The sequence below is a fragment of the Salipiger sp. genome, assembly GCF_048261495.1.
In the GTDB taxonomy this organism is placed as follows: domain Bacteria; phylum Pseudomonadota; class Alphaproteobacteria; order Rhodobacterales; family Rhodobacteraceae; genus Salipiger.
On sequence record NZ_JBLXFX010000007.1, the window covers coordinates 207,093 to 229,137 of the forward strand.

Below are 22,045 nucleotides of genomic sequence, written 5' to 3' on the forward strand. Positions count from 1 at the left end.
GGCGACGGGGGCAGCGCCCCCGAAACGCGCCGCAGGCGCCCCCCCCCCACACACGAACAAGAAAGGCCGCGCGCAGATCCTGCACGCGGCCCCCGCCGTCCCGCTGCTGCGCCCGCAGGCTCAGTGCCCGCCGAGGATCCCGGTGCGCACGTTGTAGTCCACCGCCAGCGCGTAATCGGGATCGTCGTCGCTGTCGACCATCAGGTGCCCGGCCTTGTTCAACAGCCGGTGGCAGTCGCGCGACAGGTGGCGCAGTTGGATGCGCTTGCCCGCGGCCTCGTACTTGGCGGCCACCGCCTCGATCGCCTGCAGCGCCGACTGGTCGACGACCCGGCTGCCCTCGAAATCCACGATCACGGTCTGGGGGTCGGTGTCGACCTTGAACAGCTCCGTAAAGCCCTCGCTCGACCCGAAGAACAGCGGGCCCTGGATCTGGTAGACCCGCGCGCCTTCCGGCGTGACATAGGTCCGGGCGTGGATGCGCCGCGCGTTGTTCCAGGCATAGGCCAGGGCCGAAACGATGACCCCGACGACGACCGCCACGGCCAGGTCCTCGTAGACGGTGACCACGGTCACCAGCACGATGACGAAGGCGTCGATCAGCGGCACCCGCGCGAGGATGCGCAGGGAGTTCCAGGCGAAGGTGCCGATCACCACCATGAACATCACCCCGACCAGCGCCGCCAGCGGGATGAGCTCGATCAGCGGCGAGGCGAAGAGGATGAAGGACAGCAGGAACAGCGCCGCCGCGATCCCCGCGATGCGCGTGCGCCCGCCGGATTTCACGTTGATCATCGACTGGCCGATCATCGCGCAGCCGCCCATGCCGCCGAAGAAGCCGGTCAGCAGGTTGGCGCAGCCCTGCGCGATGCACTCCTGCGAGGCACCGCCGCGCTGGCCCGTCATCTCTCCGACGAGGTTCAGCGTCAGCAACGACTCGATCAGCCCGATCGCCGCGAGGATCACCGCGTAGGGGGCGATGATCTGCAGGGTTTCGAGGTTGAGCGGCACCATCGGAATGTGGAAGGCCGGAAAGCCGCCCTTGATCGAGGCCATGTCCCCGACCCGCGGCACATCCAGCCCGAAGACGATCACGATGGCCGCCGTCACCGCGATGCCGGCCAGCGGCGCGGGAACGATCCGCGACACCTTCGGCAGCAGCCAGACGATCGCCATGGTCAGCCCCACGAGGCCCAGCATGATGACCATCTGCATGCCCGACAGCCACTCGCCCGAGGTCAGCCCCGGTTCGGTCATCGTACCCGGCACCTTGAACTGCGACATCTGCGCGAGGAAGATCACGATGGCGAGCCCGTTGACGAACCCCAGCATCACCGGATGCGGCACCAGCCGGATGAACTTGCCCCAGTGCATCGCCCCCGCAAAGACCTGCAGGGCCCCCATCAGGACGACGGTCGCAAACAGATATTCGACGCCATGATCCGCGACCAGCGCCACCATGACCACCGCAAGCGCGCCGGTCGCGCCCGAGATCATGCCCGGTCGCCCGCCCAGAACCGCCGTCACCAGGCCGACGAGGAAGGCCGCGTAGAGCCCCACCAGCGGGTGGACCCCCGCGACAAAGGCAAAGGCCACCGCCTCGGGGACCAGCGCCAGCGCAACGGTCAGGCCGGACAGGACATCCGTCTTCACCTGTCCCGGGGTCAGCCGCCCGGTGGGGTGGATGCTGAGATCGGGCATGGAAATGCGTCTGGCGTACCGTGCCAGCAGGGCCTTGGCCATCGTGGTAATCCTGTCTGTAAGTGCTGCGCGCGCCCCGCGGATACGGCAATGCCGCACGAAAGGCCACCCGTCAGCGCAAAATTACCCGCCCCGGCAGCACCCGGACGGCCGTTGCGCCGCCGGCCCGACCGGCGCGCGCTCCGGCGCGGAGGTGGCAACCCCGCCGCGTTCCGGCCTGGTGTCCCCTGCCCGGCAGGACGCGGCGGGCAGGGGCGGAACCGGCTTTTCTTCCCGCGCGGCCGGGTGCAGGGTCGGACAAAAGGACAGGAGCGGACGGCATGACGGCAACGATGATAGGGGTGATCGGCGGTTCGGGACTCTACGATCTCGACACGCTCGAAGACCGGACCCTGGTGAGCGTGGAAACCCCCTGGGGTGCGCCCTCGGACCAGATCCTGACCGGGGTGCTCGACGGCGTGGCCATGGCCTTTCTGCCCCGCCACGGGCGCGGCCACGTGCATTCCCCGACCGAAGTCCCCTACCGCGCCAACATCGACGCGCTGAAGCGGCTGGGCGTGACCGACGTGATCTCGGTCTCGGCCTGCGGCTCGTTCCGCGAAGAGATGGCCCCCGGAGAGTTCGTCATCGTCGACCAGTTCATCGACCGCACCTTCGCGCGCGAGAAAAGCTTCTTCGGCACCGGCTGCGTCGCGCATGTCTCGGTCGCGCATCCGACCTGCCCGCGTCTCGGCGCGGCCTGCCTCGCGGCGGCGCGCGATGCCGGGATCACCGTGCATGACGGCGGCACCTACCTGGCGATGGAGGGGCCGCAATTCTCGACCCTGGCCGAATCCCGCATGTACCGCGAAAGCTGGGGCGCCGATGTCATCGGCATGACCAACATGCCCGAAGCCAAGCTCGCCCGCGAGGCGGAGCTCTGCTATGCCTCCGTCGCCATGGTCACCGATTACGACAGCTGGCATCCCGATCACGGCGCGGTCGAGATCAGCGACATCGTCCGCATCCTGACCGGCAATGCCGACAAGGCGCGCGGGCTGCTGTCGCGCCTGCCCTACCTTCTCGGGGGCGAGCGCGCGCCCTGCCCGCACGGCTGCGACCGGGCGCTGGACCACGCCCTGCTTACCGCGCCCGACCGGCGCGACCCGGCGGTACTGGCCCGCCTCGACGCGGTGGCGGGACGGGTGCTCTGACCGCAACCGATTCTATGCCGGGAAATGGCGGCGTGATAATCTCCCTATACGAGCATTTTGACATGGAGATTTTCAAATGGACCGCGACACGATTCGACGCATACAGACCCGCCTCGCAGAACTCGGCCACTACCATGACGAGATCGACGGCGTGCGGGGCGACAACACCCATGCCGCCGTGCGGCTGGCGCTGACCGCGCTGGCCACCGGGGTTCCCGCCGACTGGCCCGACTGGTCGGAAAAGCGGCAGACCATCGGGTTCTACCAGCACTTCTGCCTGTCCAAGGGCATCGACGCCGGACCGATCGACGGCTGGTGGGGGCCGCAGACCGACCATGCCGACTGGGCTCTCGCGCAGTTTCTGGAGACCGGCAGCGTGCCCGCCTGGCGCGACATCGCGCCCTCTGCCGACAATCCGAACGGCTGGCCGGCGGAATCCGGCGTCACCGCCTTCTACGGCCCGCACGGCGCCGCCGACTGGAGCCGCCCGCCCCCGAAGCTGGTCAAGGTCGCCTCGCCCTACACCTTCAAGCTGGCCTGGAACAAATCCGAGCGGCGCAGCTTTCTCTGGGCGCACGAAAGGACCGCCGCCAGCCTCGGGCGCATCCTGGCCGAGATCATGCGGCACTACGGCGGCGACGCCATCGCGCGGCTCGGGCTCGACATCTTCAGCGGCGACTACCATCCCCGGCTGAAGCGCGGCAGCGCGACGCAATGGTCGATGCATGCCTGGGGCATCGCCTACGATTTCGACGACGAGAACAACAAGCTGCCCTGGGGCGCCGACCGGGCGCGCTTTGCCAAGCCGGACTATCTGCCCTTCTGGTCCATCTGGGAGGCCGAGGGCTGGGTCTCGCTCGGGCGCAGCCGCAACCGGGACTGGATGCATGTGCAGGCGGCCCGCCTGAACTGAGCTTTTCCCCGGCGGAAACCTGTCCTAGAGTGCTCCGGCGGGGGCCTTTCCCCGCCGCCACAGCTTGCGCGCGGGGTCCCGTTTCATGTCCTTCGACCTTTGGCTCACCTTCGTCGCGGCCTCCACGGCGCTTCTGCTCATTCCGGGGCCGACCGTGCTGCTGGTGCTGTCCTACGCGCTGTCCAAGGGCCGGTCGGTGGCGCTGGCCTCGGCGGCGGGGGTGGCGCTGGGGGATCTCACCGCGATGACCCTGTCGCTGGCGGGGCTCGGGGCGCTGGTGCTGGCCTCGGCGACGCTGTTCACGGTGCTGAAATGGGCCGGGGCACTGTACCTGGTCTGGCTCGGAGTGAAACTGCTGCGCTCCGCCCCGAGCGGGGGGCTGGCCGCCCCGGCCGCCGACGTGAGCGCCCGCGGCGTCTTCGGCCACGCCGCCGCCGTGACCGCGCTCAACCCCAAGAGCATCGCCTTCTTCATCGCCTTCGCGCCGCAGTTCCTCGACCCGACGCGACCGCTGCTGGTGCAGTTCGCCATCCTCGTCGCCACCTTCGTCACGCTCGCCGCGCTGAACGCCCTGGCCTATGCGCTGGCCGCGGACCGGCTGCGCCGGATGATCGCCCGGCCCCGGGTGCTGACCGGGCTCACCCGCGGCGGCGGGGTGGCGCTGATCGGCATGGGCGTGCTGACCGCCACCCTGCGCCGCAACTGACCCGGAAGGAGCGCGCCGTGACCGAGCAGAAACAGGTACGGGACTACATCCGCGCCATCGTCGACTTTCCGCACGACGGCATCGTCTTCCGCGATGTCACCACGCTGTTCGCCGACCCGCGCGGGTTCCGCATGGCGATCGACCAGCTTCTGCACCCCTACGCGGGCATCCGGGTCGACAAGGTGGTCGGGCTCGAGGCGCGCGGCTTCATCCTCGGCGGCGCCATCGCGCACCAGCTTTCGGTCGGCTTCGTGCCGATCCGCAAGAAGGGCAAGCTCCCCGGCGCCACGATCTCGCAGGCCTATACGCTGGAATACGGCGAGGCGGTGGTCGAGATCCACGACGACGCCATCAGGCCGGGGGAACGGGTGCTGCTGATCGACGACCTGCTGGCGACCGGCGGCACCGCCGAAGCGGGCATCACCCTGATCGAGCGGCTGGGGGGAGAGATCGTCGGTTGCGCCTTCATCGTCGACCTGCCCGAACTGGGCGGCCGTGACCGACTGCTGGCGATGGGTATGGACGTGCACGCCCTCTGCGCCTTCGAGGGGCACTGATCCCGCCCCGCCAAGCCAAGGCCGCAGAGGCAGCCCGGGCGCGTCAGGCCGGCCAGAGGCGTGGAGCCGCCCGCCGAAGGCGGGCAGCGACGGCCCTGCGCGGCCCCGAAGGGCCGCTCCGCCGGATCAGGCGGCGTTGGCCTTGGAGGACTTGCGCTCCGTCCCGGCATTGGCGTCGATGAATTCGAGCACCAGCGGGCGGATGTTGTTGCGCCAGCTCCTGCCCGCGAAGATCCCGTAGTGACCCGCGCCCGGCTCCAGGTGCGCCGCCTTCATCTCGTCCGGCAGCCCGGTGCAGAGACCCAGCGCCGCGACGCATTGACCGGGGGCGGAAATGTCGTCCTTCGCGCCCTCGACCGTCTTCACCGCGACATCGGTGATCTTGCCGATATCGACCCTGTGGCCGTCGACCACGAAGGCGTTCCGGGCGATCTCGCCGTTCTTGAAGATCCGCTCCACCGTCGAGAGGTAGAATTCGGCCGGCATGTCCATCACCGCGAGGTATTCGTCGTAAAAGCGGTTGTGCGCGTCGTGATCCGACGCCTCGCCGCGGCTGACCCGCATGATCTGCTCGGTGAAGGCCTTGGAATGGCGCTCCGCGTTCATCGACATGAAGGACGACAGCTGCAGCAGGCCCGGATAGACCAGCCGCCCGACGCCGGCGGATTTGAACCCGACGCGCTGGATCATCGTCTCTTCGAGCTGGCCCATGGTCACCCGGCGGCCGAAGTCGGTCACGTCGGTCGGGGTCGCGTCGGGGTCGATCGGCCCGCCGATCAGCGTCAGGGTGCGCGGCTGCGCATCCGGGTCGAGCTCGGCCAGGTAGGCCGTCGCCGCCAGCGTCAGCGGCGCCGGCTGGCAGACCGCGATCACGTTGGTGTCGGGGCCCATCTCGCGCATGAATTCCATGAGATAGAGGGTGTAATCCTCGATATCGAACTTGCCCGCCGACACCGGAATGTCGCGCGCGTTGTGCCAGTCGGTCACATAGACCTCGGCATCGGGGATCAGCGAGATCACGGTCGAACGCAGCAGCGTCGCGTAGTGGCCCGACATCGGTGCCACCAGCAGGATCTTGCGCGCCTTGGTGTCGCGCTCTGCCACGTCGAAGTGGATCAGGTCGCCGAAGGGGCGCTCCACCACGGTGCGAATATGGACGAGATGGTCCTTGCCGTCATCGCAGGCAATGCTGCGGATGCCCCAGTCGGGTTTGGCCGACATCCGCTCGAAGGTGCGTTCCGTCACCTCGCCCCAGGCCGCCATCAGGCTGATCATCGGGTTGGGAATGGCCGCAAAGGCCGGGTACGACGCCATGGTACGCGCGGTCGCGCCAAGCCACTGGTTCGTGTTTCGGAGGGTTTCCATCAGATCGTAGGTCGCCATGTAACGCATGGACCGGTACTCCTGCTATGCACATTCGCGTTGATCGGGTCGCCCGCGTGCCCCTCCCGACACATGAACCTCCCGAACGCCACCCCGGCGGGCACTTCATCACTTTGCCCCCGGAATGCGCGACATATAAGGTAAAGTGAAGAAGAAGATAGGGGGGATTCGTGGCAATGACAACAAATGAGACCTTGCCGGAGACCGATCGTCACAAGCTCGAGGCCAATCTCGCTCGTGTCGAAGAGCTCACTCAGCGCCTCGTGGATGCCATCGCGCGGCGCAAACCGATCAACCCCGCCCTGCACGGACCCGAGCCCACGCTCTATGCCAAGGCCATGCAGGCCTATTGGCAGGAATGGGCGCAGAACCCCGCCAAGGTCTTTGAGAACCAGGTGGGATATTGGGGAAAATCGCTCGGACATTTCATGGAGGCCCAGCAGGCGCTGGCCGCCGGAAAGCTCGCCCCGCCCGAGGATACCGGCCCCAAGGACCGCCGCTTCAAGAACCCGCTCTGGGACAGCCACCCCTATTTCAATTTCATCAAGCAGCAATACCAGATCAGCTCCGACGCGATCCGCGACGCGGTCGAGGATATCGAGGATCTCGAACCGACCGAAAAGCGCCGCCTGCGCTACTTCGCGCAGCAGATCACCGACATGATGGCCCCGACCAATTTCTTTGCCACCAACCCGGATGCGCTTCAGAAGGCGGTCGAGACCGAGGGCGCGAGCCTGGTGAAGGGGATGGAGAACCTCGTCGCCGATCTCGAGGCCAACAACGGCGAACTGATCGTGCGGCTGGCCGACGACAAGGCCTTCACCATCGGCGAGAACATCGCCACCGCCGAAGGCGCGGTGGTCTGGCGCAACCGGATGATGGAGCTGATCCAGTATTCGCCCACCACCGAAAAGGTGCACGAGACGCCGATCGTGCTGTTCCCGCCCTGGATCAACAAGTTCTACATTCTCGACCTCAAGCCCGAGAACAGCCTGATCCGCTGGATCGTCGATCAGGGATACACCCTCTTCGTGGTGAGCTGGATCAATCCGGACGAAAGCTACCGCGACATCGGACTCGAGGATTACATCGAGGACGGCTACCTCACCGCCCTGCGCCTCGCCCGCGAGATCTGCGGCACCGAGAAGATCAATGCCGTCGGCTACTGCATCGCGGGGACGACCCTCGCCCTCACGCTGTCGCTGCTGAAGAAGCGGGGCGACAAGCAGGTCAATTCGGCGACCTTCTTCACCGCGCTCACCGACTTTTCCGACCAGGGCGAGTTCACGCCCTTCCTGCAGAACGACTTCATCGACGGGATCGAGGCCGAGGTGAACGCCACCGGCCTGCTGAAGAGCTTCATCATGGCGCGGACCTTTTCCTACCTGCGCTCCACCGACCTGATCTACACGCCGGCGATCAAATCCTACATGATGGGGGAAACGCCCCCCGCCTTCGACCTGCTCTACTGGAACGGCGACGGCGCCAACCTGCCGGGGCGCATGGCGGTGCAGTACCTGCGCGGCCTCTGCCAGGACAACAAGTTCTCGGACGGCACCTTCGAGCTGATGGGCGAGACGCTGAACCTCAGGGACGTGGACATTCCGCTGATCTCGATCACCGCGGAAACCGATCACATCGCCGCCTGGAAGGACTGCTTCCGCGGCGTGCAGAAGATGGGCGCGCGGTCCAAGACCTTCGTCCTGTCGGAATCCGGGCACATCGCGGGCATCGTCAATCCGCCGAACAAGAGGAAGTACGGCCACTATCTCAACCCCGACCTGACCCTGCCCGCGGACGAGTGGCAGAAGACGGCGGACTACCACGAAGGCTCCTGGTGGCCGGTGTGGGAAGCCTGGCTGCGCAAGCGTTCCGGGAAAAAGGTGGCGGCCAGACAACCGGGTGATTCGTCCCATCCGGTGCTCGCCCCCGCGCCCGGCACCTACGTGCGCGTAAAGGCCAATCAGTAAAATCAGTCTGTTACGAAAATCATGCTGCGCCGCAGAAATTTCACTTGAAATGCTGCGGTGCAGCATGCATATTTGTTGCAACCCGGAAATACGGCGAGGTGGGCTCGCCGGGGTAAGACAGACAGGAATTCAGAAATGGCCGCCAAGACCCAAGACTTCACCGCGATGATGAAAGACATGATGGGCGCATTCCCCGTGGACACCAAAGCCATGGACGAAGCGTTCAAGACCACCGCGACCCTGAACGAGAAACTGTCCTCCGTCGCTCTGGAAGCCGCCGAGAAATCGACCGAGCTGTCCGCAAAGTGGACCAAGGACACCCTCGCCAAGATCGCCGACATGTCGAAGGTCAAGAAAGAGCCGGCAGACTACGCCAAGGCGATCACCGATTTCGCCTCTGCACAGGCCGAAGTCGCCGCCGAGAACATGGCCGCCTTCGCCGAGATCGCGAAGAAGGTCCAGATGGACACCGTGGAACTGATGATGGCAGCCGGCAAGGACTTCTCCGAAGACGCCACCGCCGCCGTCAAGAAGGCCACCGACGACATGACCGCAGCTGCCAAGAAAGCGGCAACTGCCAAGTGATCGCCATCGCCCCTTACGGGGTGATGCACCGGACATTGCGCCCCTCTCCTCCCAATCTTTTGGCGCAATGACGTGGGGCGGGCTCCTCCGTGGGCCCGCCCTTTTTTAAACCCCGGCCCCGCGTTGCCTTCGCGGGGAGGCGCGGACGCGCCCCGCCCCCGCAGGCGGAGTTCCGCGCCCGCGACACCAGGTCCCTTGTCCCCGCCGCAACGCAGCGACACATGGGACATCAGAGCATTTCGCGGCGGGGCTGTCCCGCTGCACTCACCAGACCCTGAGGGAGAAGACCTATGGCCACCAGCCAGGATTTCACCGCAATGATGAAAGACATGTTCGGGGCTTTCCCGACGATCGACACCAGCGCCATGGACGAAGCCTTCAAGTCCTCCACGACGCTGGCCGAGAAGATGTCCGGCATCGGCATCGACGCTGCGACCCGCTCGACCGACATTTCCACCGCCTGGACGATGGAAACGCTGGCGGGCCTGTCGGATCTGAGCAAGGCCAAGGCCGAGCCGCAGGACTACGCCAAGATCCTGACCGACTTCGCCACCTCCCAGGCCGAGCGCGCCTCCGAGCACATTGCCGCCTATGCCGAAGTGGCCAAGACCGCGCAGATGGAAACCGTCGAGCTGTTCATGAGCGCGGGCAAGGGTTTTGCCGACGACATGACGGCAGCGACCCGGACCATGGCCAAGGCCACCGAGACCGCCGCCGCCGAAGCCGCGACGACCACCGCCAAGGCCGCGACCACCGCGACTCGCAAGGCGACCACCGCCACCCGCAAGGCCGCGACGACCACCCGCAAGACCGCGGCCGCGACCAAGGCCGTTGTCGAAGAGGCGGTCAAGGAAGCTCCGGCACCGACCCCGGCACCCAAGCCGACTCCGGCGCCCGCTCCGGCACCCGCCCCCGCGGCGGCCGCACCCTCCGCGCCGGTCGAGCCCGCACCGGCCGTCGACCAGACCGCGCCGGAAACTCCGAACACCACGTCGGAAAGCTGAGGCCGCAGGCCAACGCCGGGAAACACGATCAAGGGCCGCCCGCGCGGCCCTTTTTTCGTTTCGAGAAACCGTCCCGCCGGATCGCCTCCCGGCAGGCAAGCGCAGGATGGGTCCCTTGCGGCACGATGGCGGCCGTCGGGCGCCTGTCCGCCGCGCAAAGGAAAGGGCGCGCCCCGCTGCCGGAACGCGCCCCCTGATTTCCGTCGGACGGGATCAGCCGACGATCGTCGCCTCGGTCGCGGCGCGCAGCTCGGCTTCGGTCACGCCATCGGCGGTCTCGACGATCTTCAGACCGCCCTCGACCACGTCCAGCACGCCGAGATTGGTGATGATCCGGTTGACCACGGCCTTGCCGGTCAGCGGCAGCGTGCATTCCTTCAGCACCTTGCTTTCGCCGTGCTTGTTGGTGTGATCCATCACCACGATGACCTTGCCCACACCGGCGACGAGGTCCATCGCCCCGCCCATGCCCTTGACCAGCTTGCCCGGGATCATCCAGTTCGCCAGATCGCCCTTCTCGTCGACCTCCATCGCGCCGAGGATCGCCGCCGCGATCTTGCCGCCGCGGATCATGCCGAAGCTGGTGGCGCTGTCGAAATACGAGGTCCGCGCCAGTTCGGTGATGGTCTGCTTGCCGGCGTTGATCAGGTCCGGGTCTTCCTCACCCTCATAGGGGAAGGGGCCCATCCCGAGCATCCCGTTCTCGGATTGCAGGGTGATGTCCTTGTCGCCCACGTAGTTGGCGACCAGCGTCGGGATGCCGATCCCGAGGTTGACGTACATCCCGTCTTCGAGTTCCTGCGCCGCCCGTGCGGCCATCTGGTTGCGATCCCAGCCCATTAGATTGCGCCTCCAACATTTGGTTCGAATACGATCCTGCGCACGTAGAGCGCTAGCCCCCCGTCTTCTGATGGAGTGACAGCCTCGATCATTCTGAAATTTCGACCGGTTGCCTTTGCAACATCAGTGTAGTCGACGCTGCTATTTTCGAAAGCTTCGAGTTCAACTTCTACTTCGGAAGCAGGATTTTCATTCAAGACATCTACAATTGTTTCGTAGCTAAACATCACGCTTCCTCCCGCTTGCGCGTGGTGCGCTGTTCGATGCGCTTCTCGTGCTCGCCCTGAATGATGCGGTGCACGTAGATGCCGGGCAGGTGGATGTGATCCGGGTCGATGCTGCCGCGCGGGACGATCTCCTCGACCTCCACCACGCAGATCTTGCCGCACATGGCGGCGGGCGGGTTGAAGTTGCGGGCGGTCTTGCGGAACACGAGGTTGCCGGTGTCGTCGGCCTTCCAGGCCTTGACGATGGAGAGGTCGGCAAAGATGCCCTCTTCCAGGATGTAATCCTGCCCGCCCCAATTCTTCACTTCCTTGCCCTCGGCGATGACGGTGCCCACACCGGTCTTGGTGTAGAAACCGGGGATGCCGCAGCCGCCGGCGCGCATGCGCTCGGCCAGCGTGCCCTGCGGGTTGAATTCGAGCTCGAGCTCGCCCGACAGGTACTGGCGCATGAACTCGGCATTCTCGCCCACGTAGGAGGACATCATCTTCTTGATCTGCTTGGTGTCCAGCAGCTTGCCCAGACCGAAGCCGTCGACCCCGCAGTTGTTCGAGGCGATGGTCAGATTCCCGACCTTGCTCTCGACGATGGCGTCGATCAGCAGCTCGGGGATGCCGCACAGGCCGAACCCCCCAGCCGCAATGAGCATTCCGTCGTGCAGGAGACCGTCGAGTGCCTCCGCCGCCGAACCGTACACTTTCTTCATCAAGCTCTCCCTGGGACAGATCGTTCCCTTGGTTGTGCCGCGCCGCTGCATCAGAGTCAACGAAGGCGGCCCCCTGCGGGAGCCGCCCTCTTCGTCCCGGCCTCGCGGCGCGGGTCAGATGACGCGCACCTGCGTGCCGATCGGGCAGAGTTCGAAAAGTTCCGCGATCTTCTCGTTGTAGAGGCCGATGCACCCGTCCGAGCTGGGCCGGCCGATCTTGCGGGTGTCGTGGGTGCCGTGGATGATGTAGGCGGGCCAGCTCAGGTACATCGCGTGGGTGCCCAGCGGATTGTCCGGGGCGCCGCCCTCGACCGGATGCCAGTCGGGGAAACGCTCCATCTGAGAGGCGGTCGGGGTCCAGGTCGGGCCGACCTTCTTGCGCACGATCTCGGTATAGCCGCGCTTGGTCAGCTCGTCGGTCTTGGGCACCGAGGTCGGATAGACCCGGTAATCCGCCGCACCGACCGACCAGTAATGCAGGGCGCGCGAACCGGTGTCCGCGACCAGCGTCACCACGTCGACATTCTCGAAATGGTCCTGCCATTCCTGGCTGACGAAGCTGGAGATGTTGTTGCGGTTGACCGTCGCCCGCGCCCGGGCGGGAATCAGCGGCAGCGTCAGGGCGGCGCCCGCGGCGCCGATCAGCCCGCGTCGGGTCATTCTGGTGTCGGTCATGGAAGATCTCCTGTCATCGGATTCGGCCGCAACCTGAGCGAGACCGCGGCGACATTCCAATCACGTATTCTTGAAATTCGATATTTGTGCAGCGGTGCAACGCATCCCGGGCGGAAGCCCGCCGGCCGGGCGCGCGGGGCGCCCGCAGCCGGCGCCGCGCAGCCGGACGGATCAGCTCTCGCCGTCGTCCGGCGCCGTCTTCTTCGCGGTGGCCTTCTTCGCCGCGGGCTTCTTGGCGGCGGGTTTCTTGGCAGCGGGCTTCTTGGCGGCGGCCTTTTTCGGAGCCGCCTTCTTCTTGCCGCCCTTCGTCGCCTTCTCGGCGATCAGCGCCAGCGCCTGCTCCATCGTGAGATCGGCCGGCTCCGTGTCCTTGGGCAGGGTCGCGTTGACCTTTTCCCATTTCACGTAGGGGCCGTAGCGCCCGTCCATGACGGAGATCTTGCCGCCGTCGGGATGATCGCCCATCTCGCGCAGCGCCTTGGCGGCCGCCCTGCCCCGTCCGCCGGGGTTGGCACGCTTCTCGGCCAGCAGTTCCACCGCGCGGTTCATGCCGATCTCGAACACGTCCGCCGGGTCCTTGAGGTTGGCATAGACCGGCTTCGCCTCGTCCGGAAGCTGGTGCATCAGGTAGGGCCCGAAGCGTCCGAAATTCGACGAGATCGCGCCGCCCTCGGGGTGATCGCCGATCAGGCGCGGCAGGCTGAGCAGGACCAGCGCCTTTTCCAGCGTCATCTCGTCGGCCTGCCAGCCCTTCGGAAGGCTGGCGCGGTCGGGCTTCTTGTTCTCTTCGCTGACCTCGCCGCGCTGGACGTAGGGGCCGAAGCGGCCGGTGCGCAGGCTGATCTCCTCGCCGTTCTCGTCCTCGCCCAGGACCCGGTCCTGACCCTCGGCCGCATCGCCGCCGATGGGACGCGTGTAGCGGCATTCGGGATAGTTCGAACAGCCCACGAAGCCGCCGGACCGCGAGGTCTTGAGATGCAGGCTGCCATTGCCGCAAAGCGGGCAGATCCGGGGATCGGAGCCATCCTCGCGCGGGGGGTAGAGCTGCGGGGCCAGCGCCTCGTCGAGCACGTCGAGCACCTCGGCGATGCGCAGTTCGGAGGTTTCCGAGATCGCCGCCGAGAAATCGCGCCAGAACTTCGCCAGCACGGCCTTGTAGTCCATGTCCCCGGCCGAAACCTCGTCGAGCTCGTTCTCGAGCTCGGCGGTGAAATCGTAGCCGACGTACTTGCGGAAGAAATTCAGCAGGAAGATCGTGACGATCCGGCCCTTGTCCTCGGGAATCAGGCGGTTCTGTTCCTTGCGGACATATTCGCGGTCCTGGATCGTGGTGATGACGCTGGCATAGGTCGAGGGGCGCCCGATGCCGAGCTCCTCCATCTTCTTGACCAGCGTCGCCTCGGTGTAGCGGGGCGGCGGCTGGGTGTGGCTCTGCGTGGCCAGCACCGCGCCGTTGCCCGACAGGACCGCCGCCGGGTGCTTCTGCATGCCGCCGGGCGCGGCGCCCGTCTCGACCACCTCGTCGGAGCGTTCCGCCGCCTTGTCGAACTGCGCCCGCAGGCCGGAGCCGGCAAAGGCCGCCGGGTCGCCCTGCATGATCTGCGGCAGGCGGTTGTCGTCATCGTCGGCGACGTCGTCGCGGCCTTCCTCGTAGATCTTGAGGAACCCGTCGAACAGCACGACCTGCCCGGTCGCGCGCAGGCCGACCTGACCGTCGTCGCTGGCGATCTCGACCGTGGTGCGTTCGAGTCGGGCGGCTTCCATCTGGCAGGCCAGCGTCCGCTTCCAGATCAGATCGTAGAGCTTGCGCTGATCGTCCTCGCGCAGCTTCAGGCTCGCCGCGTCCTTGGTCATGTCGGTCGGCCGCACGCATTCGTGGGCTTCCTGCGCGTTCTTCGCCTTGTTCTTGTAGATGCGCGGGCTGCCGGGGACGTATTCCTTGCCGAAGCGGTCGGCGATGGCCTCGCGGCAGGCGGTCACGGCCTCGGGCGCCATGTCGATGCCGTCGGTCCGCATGTAGGTGATGTGACCGGCTTCATAGAGCCGCTGCGCCGCGCTCATGCAGACCCGCGCGCCCATGCCGAACTTGCGGCTCGCCTCCTGCTGGAGGGTCGAGGTCATGAAGGGCGCCGCCGGGTTGCGGGTCGAGGGCTTGGCCTCGACGCTCGCCACCTTCAGCTTGCGCGAGGTGACGGCCTGCACGGCAAGCTCGGCCTGGGTGGCGTTCTCGATGTCGTAGCGTTCGAGCTTCTTGCCCGCCAGCACGGTGAGCCGCGCCTCGTATTCCTGGCCGCGCGGCGTGGTCAGCAGGGCCTTGACCTGCCAGTATTCACGGGGGCGGAAGGCCTCGATCTCCATCTCGCGCTCGACGATGAGACGCAGGCAGACCGACTGCACCCGCCCCGCGCTGCGCGCGCCGGGCAGCTTGCGCCACAGCACCGGAGACAGGTTGAACCCCACCAGGTAGTCGAGCGCGCGGCGGGCCAGGTAGGCCTCGACCAGCGGCGCGTCGATGTCGCGCGGGTTGGCCATCGCCTCGGTGACGGCGGCCTTGGTGATGGCGTTGAAGGTCACGCGGCTGACCGGCGTGTCCTTGCGGATCGAACGCCGCTTGGTCAGCGCCTCCTTGAGGTGCCACGAGATCGCCTCGCCCTCGCGGTCGGGGTCGGTCGCGAGGATCAGCGCGTTGTCGGTCTTCAGGGCCTCGGCGATGGCCGCCACATGCTTGCGCGAGTCGGCGCCGATTTCCCAGGTCATGGCGAAATCGTCGTCGGTGTCGACCGATCCGTCCTTGGGCGGAAGGTCGCGCACGTGGCCGTAGCTTGCCAGAACGGTGTAGTCGGATCCCAGATACTTGTTGATCGTCTTGGCCTTGGCCGGGGATTCGACAACAACAACTGGCATTTAGACGGGACCTCGTTTGATCTTGCGCAGGGCGCTAGGTTCTGGCGCACCGGGCGCCGTATGGCGGCGCAACATGTGGGGCGCAAGGGGGAAATGTCAATGTGACCACGGGCAGCGCGCGCCGGAGCCTCTCAGGGAACCAGCGTGAGCAGTCCGCCGGGGCGGCGCCGGACGCGGCCCTCCATCTCCAGATCGGTGAGGACGGGCGCCACCTCTCCCGACGGGCAGGCGAGGTCGCGGATCAGTTGGTCTTCGGCAATGGGCGAAGGGCCGAGCCGGGCAAGGATGCGGCTGTGGAGCGCCGCCGTTTCCGCCAGCGTGCGCCGCTGCGGGGGGGCCGCGGGGACGGCCGGAGGGTCGAGCGGCAGTTCGGCCTGAGGGGCGGCGGCGGCGGGCGCGGCGAGGGGGCCGATCGCCTCGATCACATCGTCGGCATCGCGTACCAGACGGGCACCGTCGCGGATGAGGATGTTGCATCCCCCCGCCCGCGCGTCGAGCGGGTGCCCCGGCACGGCCAGCACGTCGCGCCCCTGGTCGAGCGCGCAGCGCGCGGTGATGAGAGAGCCGGATTTCGCCGCCGCCTCGACCACCACGACGGCCGAGGACAGCCCCGACACGATGCGGTTGCGCGCCGGGAAATGACGCGCGAGCGGCTGCATGCCCATCGGCATCTCCGAGATCAGCGCTCCGCCCTTGCGGCACATCTCTTCGGCCAGCAGGGTGTTTTCCGAAGGATAGAGAACATCGACCCCGCCGGCGAGCACCGCCGCCGTCCCGGTGTCGAGCGCGGCCTGATGCGCGACGGTGTCGATCCCGCGCGCGAGGCCCGAAACGACGAGGTAGCCCGCCTCTCCCAACCCGCGGGCAAGGCTCTTGGCCATGCGGGTGCCGAGCGAGGAGGCGTTGCGCGCGCCCACAAGCGCCACCATGGGCCGCGCCAGCGCGCGCGGATCGCCGGTGACCCAGAGGATCGGCGGCGGATCGGAAATCTCGGAAAGTTGCGCGGGATAGGCGGCCTCCCCCCGGCAGATCATCCGCGCCCTTCCGGCGCGGGCGGCCTTCAGTTCGGCATGGATCACGCCTTTTGGGCAGACCTGATAGCCCGACACCCCGGCGGATGCGGCGATGTCAGGAAGAGCCGCGAGCGCGGCGGCAGCGGTGCCATGTTCGGAGAGGAGGCGCCAGAAGGTCGAGATCCCGACGCGGCGCGAGCGCAAGAGACGAAGCCAGTCAAACCGATGGTCTTCCGTGGTGGGTGGGAGTGGGGGGTGAGTGGAAGAGTAGCTGTAGCTGTCCTCGGTCATCCCTGGCCCCGTCATCTTGCAGGAATATGTTTAGGACAAGGATAGTTAACCGGAGGTAAACCATGGACGGGGGGTCGGCGAAAATCTGACATCTCGCTGCAATAACACGATAAATTGCGCGCCTGACGATGCCGCGCCGCGGCAGCCCCGCCCCCGCACCCCGCTATTTCGGGGGAGGTCGGAGCACCTCCCACGGCGCGCGCCGGCGCCGGGAGGAGGCCCGGCCCGGAGAATCGCGCCTCCGGGCCGGGCGGGTCACGCCGAGCCGCCGACGGTCAGTCCGCCGATCATCACCGTGGGCTGGCCCACGCCGACCGGCACCCACTGCCCCTGCTTGCCGCAGTTCCCCATGCCGGGGTCTAGCGCCATGTCATTGCCCAGTGCCCGGATCTGCTTCAGCGCCGTCGCGCCGTCGCCGATCAGCGTGGCGCCCTTGACCGGAGCGCCCACGACGCCGTTCTTCACCCGGTAGGCCTCGGTGCAGGAAAACACGAACTTGCCGTTGGTGATGTCCACCTGTCCGCCGCCGAACCCGACCGCCCAGATCCCGTCCTTCAGATCGGCAACGATGTCCCCCGGCGCGACCGAGCCACCCAGCATGTAGGTATTGGTCATGCGCGGCATCGGGATGTGGGCATAGCTTTCCCGCCGCCCGTTGCCGGTGGGCGCGACCCCCATCAGCCGGGCATTCTGGCGGTCCTGCATGTAGCCGACCAGCACGCCGTCCTCGATCAGCACGTTCTTGGCCGAGGGCGTGCCCTCGTCATCCACCGAGATCGAGCCGCGCCGGTCCGGGATCGTGCCGTCGTCCAGCACCGTGACCCCCCGGGCCGCGATCTGCTGCCCCATCAGCCCGGCAAAGGCCGACGAGCCCTTGCGGTTGAAATCGCCCTCGAGCCCGTGGCCGATCGCCTCGTGCAGCAGGATACCGGGCCAGCCCGGCCCGAGCACGATGTCCATGACCCCGGCGGGCGCGGCTTCGGCACGCAGGTTCACCAGCGCCACGCGCAGCGCCTCGCGCGCCTTGCCCTGCCAGTCCTGCGGTTCGAGCAGCCCGTCCAGCGTCACCCGCCCCCCGCCCGAGGCGCTGCCGCTCTCGCGGCGGCCGTTCTCCTCGACGATCAGCGAGACGGTGACGCGGGTCATCGGCCGCACGTCGGTGACGAGCGTGCCCTCGGGGCGCAGGATCGCGACCTCCTGCAGCGAGGCGGCGATGGTCGCCGTCACCTGCACCACCCGCGGGTCGAGATCGCGGGCAAAGGCGTCCATCTCGCGCAGGGTCTCGACCTTCACGGGAAAGGCATGGCCGGCGATCGGGTCGGCATCGGTATAGAGCTTGACGTTGGTCCCCTGCGGCGGAGGCGCCATCACCCCGCCGCCCTCGCCGACGGCGAGGCGCACGGTGCCGGTCGCGCGGCGGATGGCGGATTCGGACAGCTCGGAGGAATGGGCATAGCCCGCCGCCTCGCCCTTCACCGCGCGCAGACCGAATCCCTCGGAGGCATCGTAGCTCGCCGTCCTGATTCGACCGTCATCCAGCACCAGCGCCTCGGAGCGGCGGCGTTCGAGGAACAATTCTCCGTCCTCCGCACCGGCCAGCGCCTCGCGCAGCAGGGCAAGGGACACGTCCGGATCGAGCGATGTCTCAAAGGGGCGGAAGGGCAGATCGCTCATTGTGTTCCTCATGTCATTTGATCTAGATCAAGAAAAAGCGCCGTTTTGCCGCAAGCGTTCAGCTTTATTTGGTGCGCGGTTTGTGTTTTTTAAGTACGGAACCCGTATGGGGAGGAGCCGCGCCGGACGCTTGTCCGGTCCGTGACCCTCTCTCGCAACAACAAGAAAGACAACCGGATCAGGTGACACATGCGTAAGATTTCGATGCTGACGGGCCTCGCGTCCGGCCTGCTTGCCGCCCCCGCGCTGGCGCAGGACCTGGAGATCATCGGCAAGCCGCACCAGGGTGGCATTGGCTTCCAGCATGCCGCGACCGAGCTTGCCTCGGACATTCACTGGCTCGACGGAATGCTTCTGATCATCATCACGGTGATCTGCCTCTTCGTGATCGGCCTGCTGGCCTATGCGCTGGTGCGTTTCAAGCGCGGCACGAACCCCACTCCCTCCTCCTTCACCCACAACACCCCCGTCGAAGTGGCCTGGACGCTGATCCCGGTGCTGATCCTGGTGTTCATCGGCGCCTTCTCCCTGCCGGTGCTGTTCAAGCAGCAGGAAATCCCCGAGGGCGACGTGGTCATCAAGGTGACCGGCTACCAGTGGTACTGGGGCTACGAATACGTGGGCACGGACATTGCCTATGACGGCTACCTCATCGGGTCCCCCGCGACGGGCGGCGACAACCGCCTGACCGCGGACGTGGAACAGCAACTGATCGACGCCGGCTATTCCAAGGACGAATGGCTGCTCGCCACCGACACCGCGATCATCGTGCCCGCGGGCAAGACCGTCGTGATGCAGGTGACGGGCGCGGACGTGATCCACTCCTGGACCATCCCCGCCTTCGGCGTGAAACAGGACGCCGTCCCCGGCCGGATCGCCGAACTCTGGTTCAACGCCAAGGACGAAGGCATCTACTTCGGCCAGTGCTCCGAACTCTGCGGCATCAGCCACGCCTACATGCCGATCACCGTGAAGGTGGTCAGCCAGGAAGCCTATGACGCCTGGCTCGCCGCGGCGCAGGAAGAAGGCGGCTACGTGCCCGTCGAACAGTTCCTCGCCAACTCCTGAGCGACCTTGATACCCGCGCACCCCGCGACGACGGGGTGCGCGTCCGACTTTTCAGGACCGAAGACACCGCGATGACAGACCTCAGCACAAACGCCAAGGTACAGCACGGCGAAGCGCAGTTCGGCGATTATTTCGCCCTGCTGAAGCCGCGCGTGATGACGCTGGTGGTCTTCACCGCCTTCGTCGGCCTTCTGGCCGCACCGACCCCGGTCCATCCCTTCATCGGCTTCTGCGCCATTCTGTTCATCGCCGTGGGCGGTGGCGCCTCGGGCGCGCTCAACATGTGGTGGGATGCGGATATCGACGCGGTGATGAAGCGCACCGCACGGCGCCCCATTCCCTCGGGCCGGGTCGCACCGGGCGAGGCGATGGCCATCGGCCTCGCGCTGTCCGCCTTCTCCTGCGTCTTCCTCGGACTGGCCACCAACTGGCTGGCCGGCGGCCTCCTGGCCTTCACGATCTTCTTCTACGTGGTGATCTACACCATGTGGCTCAAGCGCCTGACCCCGCAGAACATCGTCATCGGCGGTGCGGCGGGCGCCTTCCCCCCGATGATCGGCTGGGCCGCCGCGACCGGATCGGTCAGCGTCGAGGCCGTGCTGATGTTCTGCCTGACCTTCATGTGGACGCCGCCCCATTTCTGGGCGCTGGCGCTGTTCATGCGCTCGGATTACGACGATGCGGGCGTGCCGATGCTGACCGTGACCCACGGCCGCCGTGCCACCCGCGTGCATATCCTGGTCTACACGATACTGCTGGCGGCGCTGGCCATCGGCACCGGCTTCACCTCGGTCGGCGGCCCGGTCTACCTGGCCGTGGCGGTGGTGCTGAACGCGCTGTTCCTCAAGGGCGCCTGGGCGATCTTCCGCCGCGACGAGGCCGCCTCGGAGGCCGACAATTTCAGGGTCGAACGGAAATTCTTCAAACTTTCGTTGCTCTATCTCTTCGCGCATTTCGGCGCGATCCTGATCGAGGCCGGGCTTGACCGCTTCGGCATGGGAGGCTGGGCATGAGCATCGCGAGAATCCACGAACTGCACAAACGCCGCCAGGGCCGGAACGCCGGTGTCGGGCTGGTGCTTGCGGCCTTCATCGTCATCATCTTCGGCCTGACCGTCGTCAAGGTCACGCAGGGCGACTACGCGGCCGCCCTCGCGGGGGCAAAGGTCGAAAATGGCCAGTAACGGAAACCGCAACACGGTTCTGACTCTGGTCGGCGTGGTCGTCTTCATGGGCGCCATGGCCTGGGCGTCGGTGCCCTTCTACAACTGGTTCTGCCGGGTGACCGGCTTCGGCGGCACGACCAACATCGCCGAGGGCCCCGCGGGAGAGATCCTCGACCGCGAGATGAAGATCCGTTTCGACGGCTCGGTCAACCGGGATTTCCCCTGGGTCTTCAAGCCCATGCAGACCGAGATGACGCTGAAGATCGGCGAAGAGGGCCTGGCCTTCTACGAGGCCTACAACCCCACCGACCGCCCGATCGCCGGTCAGGCGGCCTACAACGTCTACCCCTACGAGGCCGGCGCCTATTTCGACAAGATCGAATGCTTCTGCTTCACCGAGCAGGTGCTGATGCCGGGCGAACGGGTGGAAATGCCGGTGAGCTTCTATGTCGACCCCGAGATCGTCAACGATCCGGATGCGAAGTTCACCAAACACATCACGCTCAGCTATACTTTCTACGAGATCGACCTGCCCGAAGACGTGCAGGCCGCGCTCAAAGCCGAGAATGCGGACGCAAGTTCCGTGAACTGAACGCCTATCCAACGAGGGAAACGAGATGGCGCACGCAAAAGAACACGACTACCACATCTTGGCCCCATCCATCTGGCCTTTGATCGGCGCGGCTTCCGGCTTCGTCATGCTCTTCGGGGCAGTTCTGTGGATGAAGGGGATCACCCCCTGGATCTTCCTCATCGGCCTCGTTGGCGTTCTCTACGTCATGTTCGGCTGGTGGTCGGAAGTGATCAAGGAAAGCCATGAGGGCGACCACACCCCGGTGGTGCAGCTGGGCCTGAAATACGGCTTCATCCTGTTCATCATGTCCGAGGTGATGTTCTTCTTCGCCTGGTTCTGGTCGTTCTTCAAACACGCGCTCTACCCGATGGGTCCGCAATCCCCCGCCGTCGACGGCCCCTGGCCGCCCGTCGGGATCGAGACCTTCGACCCCTGGCACCTGCCGCTCATCAACACGATGATCCTGCTCTGCTCGGGCATGGCGGCCACCTGGGCGCACCACGCCCTGGTGCACGAGAACAACCGCCAGGACATGAAGTGGGGCCTGATCCTCGCCATCGTGCTCGGCGCGCTGTTCACCTTCTTCCAGGCCTACGAATACAGCCACGCGGCCTTCGGCTTCTCCGGCAACATCTACGGCGCCAACTTCTTCATGGCGACGGGCTTCCACGGCGCGCACGTGCTGATCGGGACGATCTTCCTCTTCGTCTGCCTGCTGCGCCTGCTGAACGGAGAGTTCACCCCGACCAAGCACATCGGCTTCGAAGCCGCCGCATGGTACTGGCACTTCGTCGACGTGGTGTGGCTCTTTCTCTTCGCCGCCGTCTACGTCTGGGGCGGCTGACACCGCTGCCGGAACGCCCACCGTTCCGAAAGCAGGAAGCGCTCGCCGGTCCGG

21 protein-coding genes are annotated in these 22,045 nt (G+C 66.5%); 12 read left to right on the forward strand and 9 right to left on the reverse strand.

Going from position 1 to position 22,045, the window contains the following annotated elements:
* Window positions 1-120: 120 nt before the first annotated feature.
* Window positions 121-1,743, reverse strand: a complete 1,623-nt coding sequence (locus ACN0RJ_RS15700; RefSeq protein ID WP_417724846.1) for a SulP family inorganic anion transporter — start codon at window positions 1,741-1,743, stop codon at window positions 121-123.
* A gap of 278 nt (window positions 1,744-2,021) precedes the next feature.
* Between ACN0RJ_RS15700 and ACN0RJ_RS15705 the strand changes: the two genes are divergently transcribed.
* The 4 genes from ACN0RJ_RS15705 to ACN0RJ_RS15720 all read left to right on the forward strand — a co-directional run bounded on the left by ACN0RJ_RS15705 (window position 2,022) and on the right by ACN0RJ_RS15720 (window position 5,070).
* On the forward strand, window positions 2,022-2,894 hold the full coding sequence (locus ACN0RJ_RS15705; RefSeq protein ID WP_417724847.1) for an S-methyl-5'-thioadenosine phosphorylase: 873 nt from the start codon (window positions 2,022-2,024) through the stop codon (window positions 2,892-2,894).
* 76 nt (window positions 2,895-2,970) lie between these two features.
* Entirely contained in the window at window positions 2,971-3,807 is an 837-nt protein-coding gene (locus ACN0RJ_RS15710) for a peptidoglycan-binding domain-containing protein (RefSeq protein WP_417724848.1), read from the forward strand.
* An 85-nt stretch (window positions 3,808-3,892) separates the two neighbouring features.
* Window positions 3,893-4,513, forward strand: a complete 621-nt coding sequence (locus ACN0RJ_RS15715; RefSeq protein WP_417724849.1) for a LysE family translocator — start codon at window positions 3,893-3,895, stop codon at window positions 4,511-4,513.
* A gap of 17 nt (window positions 4,514-4,530) precedes the next feature.
* Window positions 4,531-5,070 carry an adenine phosphoribosyltransferase gene (locus ACN0RJ_RS15720; RefSeq protein WP_417719765.1) on the forward strand — a complete coding sequence of 180 codons (540 nt, stop codon included), beginning with the start codon at window positions 4,531-4,533 and terminating at the stop codon, window positions 5,068-5,070.
* A gap of 126 nt (window positions 5,071-5,196) precedes the next feature.
* On the opposite strand, the gene phaZ is transcribed toward ACN0RJ_RS15720, so the two are convergent.
* Window positions 5,197-6,462: a polyhydroxyalkanoate depolymerase gene (gene phaZ, locus ACN0RJ_RS15725; protein ID WP_417719766.1), complete on the reverse strand. Its 1,266-nt coding sequence runs from the start codon at window positions 6,460-6,462 to the stop codon at window positions 5,197-5,199.
* 167 nt (window positions 6,463-6,629) lie between these two features.
* On the opposite strand from phaZ, the gene ACN0RJ_RS15730 reads away from it, so the two are divergent.
* The 3 genes from ACN0RJ_RS15730 (at window position 6,630) to ACN0RJ_RS15740 (ending at window position 10,012) form a co-directional block, all read left to right on the forward strand.
* The gene (locus tag ACN0RJ_RS15730; RefSeq protein WP_417724903.1) at window positions 6,630-8,423 is read left to right on the forward strand and encodes a PHA/PHB synthase family protein; all 1,794 of its coding nucleotides are present in this window, start codon (window positions 6,630-6,632) and stop codon (window positions 8,421-8,423) included.
* A 135-nt stretch (window positions 8,424-8,558) separates the two neighbouring features.
* Window positions 8,559-9,008, forward strand: coding sequence for a phasin family protein (locus tag ACN0RJ_RS15735; RefSeq protein ID WP_417719768.1), 450 nt, complete (start codon window positions 8,559-8,561; stop codon window positions 9,006-9,008).
* A 290-nt stretch (window positions 9,009-9,298) separates the two neighbouring features.
* Window positions 9,299-10,012: a phasin gene (locus tag ACN0RJ_RS15740; protein ID WP_417724850.1), complete on the forward strand. Its 714-nt coding sequence runs from the start codon at window positions 9,299-9,301 to the stop codon at window positions 10,010-10,012.
* Between the two features lie 213 nt (window positions 10,013-10,225).
* Here the strand turns inward: ACN0RJ_RS15740 and ACN0RJ_RS15745 are convergent, their stop codons facing one another.
* The 7 genes from ACN0RJ_RS15745 to tldD form a co-directional block, all read right to left on the reverse strand.
* Window positions 10,226-10,852: a CoA transferase subunit B gene (locus tag ACN0RJ_RS15745; protein WP_417724851.1), complete on the reverse strand. Its 627-nt coding sequence runs from the start codon at window positions 10,850-10,852 to the stop codon at window positions 10,226-10,228.
* Window positions 10,852-11,079, reverse strand: a complete 228-nt coding sequence (locus tag ACN0RJ_RS15750) for a hypothetical protein (RefSeq protein ID WP_417724852.1) — start codon at window positions 11,077-11,079, stop codon at window positions 10,852-10,854. Before ACN0RJ_RS15750 ends, ACN0RJ_RS15745 begins: the two co-directional genes overlap by 1 nt.
* Window positions 11,079-11,783: a CoA transferase subunit A gene (locus tag ACN0RJ_RS15755; protein ID WP_417724853.1), complete on the reverse strand. Its 705-nt coding sequence runs from the start codon at window positions 11,781-11,783 to the stop codon at window positions 11,079-11,081. Before ACN0RJ_RS15755 ends, ACN0RJ_RS15750 begins: the two co-directional genes overlap by 1 nt.
* Window positions 11,784-11,897: 114 nt before the next feature.
* Entirely contained in the window at window positions 11,898-12,458 is a 561-nt protein-coding gene (locus tag ACN0RJ_RS15760; protein ID WP_417719772.1) for a L,D-transpeptidase, read from the reverse strand.
* Between the two features lie 171 nt (window positions 12,459-12,629).
* Window positions 12,630-15,362, reverse strand: a complete 2,733-nt coding sequence (topA, locus tag ACN0RJ_RS15765) for a type I DNA topoisomerase (RefSeq protein WP_417724854.1) — start codon at window positions 15,360-15,362, stop codon at window positions 12,630-12,632.
* A 131-nt stretch (window positions 15,363-15,493) separates the two neighbouring features.
* Window positions 15,494-16,666: a DNA-processing protein DprA gene (gene dprA, locus ACN0RJ_RS15770; protein ID WP_417724904.1), complete on the reverse strand. Its 1,173-nt coding sequence runs from the start codon at window positions 16,664-16,666 to the stop codon at window positions 15,494-15,496.
* A 255-nt stretch (window positions 16,667-16,921) separates the two neighbouring features.
* Entirely contained in the window at window positions 16,922-18,340 is a 1,419-nt protein-coding gene (gene tldD, locus ACN0RJ_RS15775; RefSeq protein WP_417719775.1) for a metalloprotease TldD, read from the reverse strand.
* 189 nt (window positions 18,341-18,529) lie between these two features.
* Between tldD and coxB the strand changes: the two genes are divergently transcribed.
* The 5 genes from coxB to ACN0RJ_RS15800 all read left to right on the forward strand — a co-directional run bounded on the left by coxB (window position 18,530) and on the right by ACN0RJ_RS15800 (window position 21,991).
* On the forward strand, window positions 18,530-19,408 hold the full coding sequence (gene coxB, locus ACN0RJ_RS15780; protein WP_417719776.1) for a cytochrome c oxidase subunit II: 879 nt from the start codon (window positions 18,530-18,532) through the stop codon (window positions 19,406-19,408).
* 71 nt (window positions 19,409-19,479) lie between these two features.
* Window positions 19,480-20,421 (forward strand): heme o synthase, encoded by a 942-nt coding sequence (gene cyoE, locus ACN0RJ_RS15785; protein WP_417719777.1) that lies wholly within the window; start codon window positions 19,480-19,482, stop codon window positions 20,419-20,421.
* Window positions 20,418-20,591 (forward strand): hypothetical protein, encoded by a 174-nt coding sequence (locus ACN0RJ_RS15790; RefSeq protein ID WP_417719778.1) that lies wholly within the window; start codon window positions 20,418-20,420, stop codon window positions 20,589-20,591. Before cyoE ends, ACN0RJ_RS15790 begins: the two co-directional genes overlap by 4 nt.
* Entirely contained in the window at window positions 20,581-21,165 is a 585-nt protein-coding gene (locus ACN0RJ_RS15795) for a cytochrome c oxidase assembly protein (RefSeq protein WP_417719779.1), read from the forward strand. Before ACN0RJ_RS15790 ends, ACN0RJ_RS15795 begins: the two co-directional genes overlap by 11 nt.
* 25 nt (window positions 21,166-21,190) lie before the next feature.
* Window positions 21,191-21,991 carry a cytochrome c oxidase subunit 3 gene (locus ACN0RJ_RS15800; RefSeq protein WP_417719780.1) on the forward strand — a complete coding sequence of 267 codons (801 nt, stop codon included), beginning with the start codon at window positions 21,191-21,193 and terminating at the stop codon, window positions 21,989-21,991.
* Window positions 21,992-22,045: the final 54 nt, after the last annotated feature.

Excerpts from the sequence above, each read along its gene's own strand:
- ACN0RJ_RS15700 (WP_417724846.1), bottom strand. The coding sequence starts at position 1,743 with ATGGCCAAGGCCCTGCTGGCACGGTACGCCAGACGCATTTCCATGCCC.
- ACN0RJ_RS15705 (WP_417724847.1), top strand. The coding sequence starts at position 2,022 with ATGACGGCAACGATGATAGGGGTGATCGGCGGTTCGGGACTCTACGAT.
- ACN0RJ_RS15710 (WP_417724848.1), top strand. The coding sequence starts at position 2,971 with ATGGACCGCGACACGATTCGACGCATACAGACCCGCCTCGCAGAACTC.
- ACN0RJ_RS15715 (WP_417724849.1), top strand. The coding sequence starts at position 3,893 with ATGTCCTTCGACCTTTGGCTCACCTTCGTCGCGGCCTCCACGGCGCTT.
- phaZ (WP_417719766.1), bottom strand. The coding sequence starts at position 6,462 with ATGCGTTACATGGCGACCTACGATCTGATGGAAACCCTCCGAAACACG.
- ACN0RJ_RS15730 (WP_417724903.1), top strand. The coding sequence starts at position 6,630 with ATGACAACAAATGAGACCTTGCCGGAGACCGATCGTCACAAGCTCGAG.
- ACN0RJ_RS15735 (WP_417719768.1), top strand. The coding sequence starts at position 8,559 with ATGGCCGCCAAGACCCAAGACTTCACCGCGATGATGAAAGACATGATG.
- ACN0RJ_RS15740 (WP_417724850.1), top strand. The coding sequence starts at position 9,299 with ATGGCCACCAGCCAGGATTTCACCGCAATGATGAAAGACATGTTCGGG.
- ACN0RJ_RS15745 (WP_417724851.1), bottom strand. The coding sequence starts at position 10,852 with ATGGGCTGGGATCGCAACCAGATGGCCGCACGGGCGGCGCAGGAACTC.
- ACN0RJ_RS15750 (WP_417724852.1), bottom strand. The coding sequence starts at position 11,079 with ATGTTTAGCTACGAAACAATTGTAGATGTCTTGAATGAAAATCCTGCT.
- ACN0RJ_RS15755 (WP_417724853.1), bottom strand. The coding sequence starts at position 11,783 with ATGAAGAAAGTGTACGGTTCGGCGGCGGAGGCACTCGACGGTCTCCTG.
- ACN0RJ_RS15760 (WP_417719772.1), bottom strand. The coding sequence starts at position 12,458 with ATGACCGACACCAGAATGACCCGACGCGGGCTGATCGGCGCCGCGGGC.
- topA (WP_417724854.1), bottom strand. The coding sequence starts at position 15,362 with ATGCCAGTTGTTGTTGTCGAATCCCCGGCCAAGGCCAAGACGATCAAC.
- dprA (WP_417724904.1), bottom strand. The coding sequence starts at position 16,666 with ATGACCGAGGACAGCTACAGCTACTCTTCCACTCACCCCCCACTCCCA.
- tldD (WP_417719775.1), bottom strand. The coding sequence starts at position 18,340 with ATGAGCGATCTGCCCTTCCGCCCCTTTGAGACATCGCTCGATCCGGAC.
- coxB (WP_417719776.1), top strand. The coding sequence starts at position 18,530 with ATGCGTAAGATTTCGATGCTGACGGGCCTCGCGTCCGGCCTGCTTGCC.
- cyoE (WP_417719777.1), top strand. The coding sequence starts at position 19,480 with ATGACAGACCTCAGCACAAACGCCAAGGTACAGCACGGCGAAGCGCAG.
- ACN0RJ_RS15790 (WP_417719778.1), top strand. The coding sequence starts at position 20,418 with ATGAGCATCGCGAGAATCCACGAACTGCACAAACGCCGCCAGGGCCGG.
- ACN0RJ_RS15795 (WP_417719779.1), top strand. The coding sequence starts at position 20,581 with ATGGCCAGTAACGGAAACCGCAACACGGTTCTGACTCTGGTCGGCGTG.
- ACN0RJ_RS15800 (WP_417719780.1), top strand. The coding sequence starts at position 21,191 with ATGGCGCACGCAAAAGAACACGACTACCACATCTTGGCCCCATCCATC.